At 66.8% G+C, this 4448-nt stretch carries 2 protein-coding genes; both read left to right on the top strand.

Annotated features, from left to right (window positions below):
• Positions 1–579 precede the first annotated feature (579 nt).
• On the top strand, positions 580–1821 hold the full coding sequence (locus tag JHC81_RS13865; protein WP_292175656.1) for an N-acetylmuramoyl-L-alanine amidase: 1242 nt from the start codon (positions 580–582) through the stop codon (positions 1819–1821).
• Between the two features lie 92 nt (positions 1822–1913).
• Entirely contained in the window at positions 1914–4331 is a 2418-nt protein-coding gene (locus JHC81_RS13860) for a penicillin-binding protein 1A (RefSeq protein WP_292175654.1), read from the top strand.
• Positions 4332–4448 lie beyond the last annotated feature (117 nt).

Genomic DNA, 4448 nt, shown 5'->3' with positions numbered 1-4448 from the left:
TAGATGTTTCCACGAAGCTGGCGCTTCGTGCGGGATTCAAAGTCGAATTCCTCGATTTGACGCCCTTCGACGATCGCGACGCGCGTTTCTTCCGCATGTGCCGCATCGATAAGCATGGTCTTTGACATGGAGTGTCTCTCTCTGGCGCGCTCGGGCCATGACCGCCGGTACGTGACCGGTCGGTGTGGCGGCTCGCCGAATGGGGGTGAGGCGGGCGGGCGCAGGCGTCGTTCCTCGGCCACAGCGCGGCATGATGCCGTCGATGCAGGCGATGTCGGTCAAATCAGACCGGAGGGGAGCGCTGGCGGTAAAGCCCATGAGTTCAGTCAGTCCTGGTCGCGGTCGCGCCCGGTCAGGGGCGGTGCGGACCCGGTCTTCGAATCGTCGGGCCTTGTCGCCCGGTCGATCCTAGGATCAGTGGAAGTCCACCTGGCGAGGAGGGCGCGTCCGCTCCTGAACAGGTCAGGGAACGCGATCGGATCGCAGGCAGACAGATCATAGTCATGAAAATCATGAATTAAAAGGCACAGCTGTCTTAACCCCTTGGCGACGCCCGCCCGTCATCATGGTTGCAGAGTGATGAACGAGGCCTCCGTCAGAATGAGCGGGCTGTGGCGTAGCAATCCGACGCGTTGGACCCTGCGCCAGTGGGCGATGGCGGCTGTCGTGATGCTGGCGTTCGGCGTGGCGGTCTTTGCCGCGGGGCGGGGCCTGGCCACCGGCGCTATGGGTGAAGTCCTGCGTGTCCGGTTTGGCGGCGATGCCGAGCGGACGCGCGTCGTGGTCGATCTGGATCGCACCTCGCGCGGCGAGGTCGTTCAGTCCGGCGACGACGGCCATGTCGTGGTCGCGCTGGCGGGCATCGCGCCGGGGCAGACGCGAACAGGGCAGGGCAGTGGTCTGGTGCGCAACTGGCGGATCGCCGGTGCGGGCGGAGCTTCGCGCGTGGAACTGGACCTGAGCAGTACCGCCGAGATCGAGCGCCGCTTTCTGCTGCCGCCCGGCGACGGCATCGATCACTATCGCTATGTCATCGATCTGAAGGCCACAGGCCGGGCGCCGACCCCGCGCCCGGAACGCGGCGTGCGTTTGCCGACGCGCCGGGCCGAGCGGCCGCTGGTGGTCATCGATCCGGGGCACGGCGGGCGCGACCCCGGCGCGACCGGAACCACGACGCACGAAAGCGCCGTTACTCTGGCGGCGGCCCAGCTGCTGAAGCAGGAACTGGAGCGCACGGGCCGGTATCGAGTCCAGCTGACGCGCGATACCGATGTTTATGTCGGTTTGAACCGTCGCGTGGAGATCGCACGCCGGGCCGGGGCGGACCTGTTCATCTCCCTGCATGCCGACGCCATCGCGGATCCCGCTACGCGCGGGGCCAGCGTCTATACCCTATCCGAACAGGGGGCCGGGCGGGCGGTGCGTGAGTTCACGCGCGATGAGAACTGGCAGCAGAATCTGAATTTGCCGGGCCGCGATGCCTCGGTCGATCGCATCCTTCTGGACATGACTCAGCGCGCGACCCAGAATCGCTCGGCCCGCTTGGCGCGCACGTTGCTGGGCGAGATCGAACAGGCGGACCATCCGCTACTGCGCCGCAGCCATCGCGACGCGGGCCTGGCCGTTCTGTTGGCCCCCGATGTGCCCGCCGTGTTGCTGGAGATGGGCTATATGACCAATCCGGAAGACGAGCGGCTGCTGACCGACACCCGCGCCCGGCGTCGCCTCATTCGCGCCGTCGCAGCAGGCATCGACACCTATTTCCGGCAGGCCGACGGTGACGTACAGATGGCCGCGACCGGCGGAGCCGGACGGCCCTGAGCCCTAACATTCGGGGCCGTGTCATCGTCGCCCTAGCGAACCCCGGCGACGCAAGCTAAACCCACTCCGATGCACGCGCCCCGGAGTTTCAGGTGAGGATTGCCGAACGCTGGTTCGTAAGGGCGGGGATCGTCCTGCTGGGCGGCATCGCGGTGGCGGGGCTGGCCGTTGCCATCTATGCAGCCTGGCTGTTCCATGACCTGCCAGACGCGTCAGACCTGGCGGACTATCGCCCGGCGACCGCGACGCGGGTCTATGCCGGCGACGGCACTCTGATCGGCGAGTTTTCGGACGAGCGCCGGATCTATGTCCCTTATTCGCAGATTCCCGACACGGTGACGCAGGCCTTCCTCTCGGCCGAGGACAACGACTTCTTCAACCACGGCGGCATCGACGTGTCGGGCCTGGGCCGGGCCATGTTCAAGAACGTCTTCAACGCCGCCTCGGGTCGGCGACTGGAGGGCGGCTCGACCATCACCCAGCAGGTGGCCAAGAATGTGCTGCTGGAAGGCCAGACGGGCATCAACCGCAAGGTCAAGGAAGCGATCCTATCCAACCGCCTTGAGGCGACGCTGACCAAGGAGCAGATCCTCGAACTGTATCTGAACGAAATCTACCTCGGTTATCGCTCGTTCGGCGTGGCGGCCGCGGCCTACAACTATTTCGGCAAGTCGCTGAGCGAGCTGACTGCGGACGAGGCAGCGTTCCTGGCCGCCCTGCCCAAGGGACCGGCCAACTATCATCCCAAACGCTTTCCGGGTCGCGCGACCGGCCGCCGTGACTGGGTGCTGGGCGAGATGAACCAGAACGGCTGGCTGACGGATGCCCAACTGGTCGAGGCGCGCGCCAAACCGCTCGTCACCCAGGACGCCCCGCGCCGGGCCCAGTATGCCGATGCCGACTTCTTCGTGGAGGAGGCCCGGCGTCAAGCCATCGCCCGCTTCGGTCGCGAAGAGGTCAACCGCGGCGGATACTATATGCGTACCACGCTGGATCCGTCCCTTCAGTCGGCGGCACGCGATGCCCTGATGAAGGGGCTGGAGAATTATGATCGACGCCACGGCTGGCGCGGGGCCTGGGGCACGACGGACTTCGCCGACGGGTGGCAACAGGTCGCCCTGGCCGAGACGCGGCCACCCGAGCGCCGGGCCTGGCAGGCGGCAGCGGTCGAGAGCGTGTCCGGCAACAACGTTCGCATCATCACCGCCCGTGACGGCGACACTGGCAGCCTGCTGGCCGCCGACGCGGCCTGGGCCAATGCCAGCCGCCCGCTGAAGCGCGGCGATCTGATCTTCGTGGAGCCGACCGGGGGCCAGTTCGCCCTGAAACAGGTGCCGCGAGTGAATGGAGCCCTGGTCGCTATCGAGCCGCAGTCGGGCCGGGTGCTGGCGATGGTGGGCGGCTATTCCTACGCCCTGTCCAGCTTCAACCGTGCGACCCAGGCGGAGCGTCAACCGGGATCGGCCTACAAGCCCTTCGTCTATGCGGCGGCCCTGGAGGGTGACTTCACGCCGGCCTCGATCGTGCTGGATGCGCCAATCAGCTTTGCGGGCGGTGCCAATGGCGGCCGCTGGACGCCCGAGAACTACAGCCGTCAGTATTATGGGCCACAGACCCTGCGGCGCGGTCTGGAGCTGTCGCGCAACGTCATGACCGTGCGTCTGGCCCAGTCTGTCGGCATGAATAACATCGTGGCCCTGTCCGAGAAGATGGGCGTGGCCGACAACCTGACGCCCAATCTCTCGGTGTCGCTTGGGGCAGGGGAGACGACGCCCTACCGCCTGACCGCCGCCTATGCCGCCTTCGTCAACGGGGGCCGCAAGGTCGATCCCTATCTGATCGAAATGGTCCAGGACCGCGACGGCGAGACCCTGTATCGCGCCGATGACCGCCGCTGCCGGGACTGCGGGCGACCGTTCACGGGCCAGGAGTCGCCGCGGCTTGATCCGCGCGGCCAGCAGGTGATCGATCCGATCACGGCCTATCAGATCAGTTCCATGCTGGAGGGCGTGGTTCAGCGCGGTACAGCCGCCAGTGCGCGCGGCCTGGGTCGCTGGGTTGGCGGCAAGACGGGCACGACCAACGAATATCGCTCGGCCTGGTTCGTCGGTTTCTCGTCCGACATCGTGGTCGGCGTCTTCATCGGTTTCGACGACAACCGCCCGCTGGGCTATGGCGAGACGGGTACGACGGCGGCGGTGCCGGTATTCGCCGACTTCATGCAGACGGCCCTGCGCGAGCGTCCGGCGCGACCCTTCGTGCGGCCCAAGAACGCGATATTCCGCAGCGTGAATGGCATCGAGGAAGCCTTCCGTCCCGGCACGACCCGCCGGATCGAGGAGCGTGCGCCGACGGGTCCGACGGTTCCGACCGGGCCTCAAAACTACAACGACGTGATCCGTCGCGAGCAGGAGGAGGCCGAAAGGCCGAGCGCCGGCCCCGCTGCGCCGCCACCCACCGCCCCACCCCCGGTGAAGCCGCCGGCGGAAGATCTGAGCGGGCTTTACTGACCTGTCGGCCCTAGCCACTCGCGGCGACACCCTCTATGTCCCGCGTCCCTTACCTGTCGCTTGGAGATTGCGATGAGACCGGATGTCGAGGCCATGAAGGCCGACATCGAGCAGAGC

The sequence above is a fragment of the Brevundimonas sp. genome (assembly GCF_016463295.1).
GTDB lineage: Bacteria > Pseudomonadota > Alphaproteobacteria > Caulobacterales > Caulobacteraceae > Brevundimonas.
Note: the sequence above shows the minus strand (reverse complement) of the source record. Positions and strands in the feature narration are given on the sequence as shown.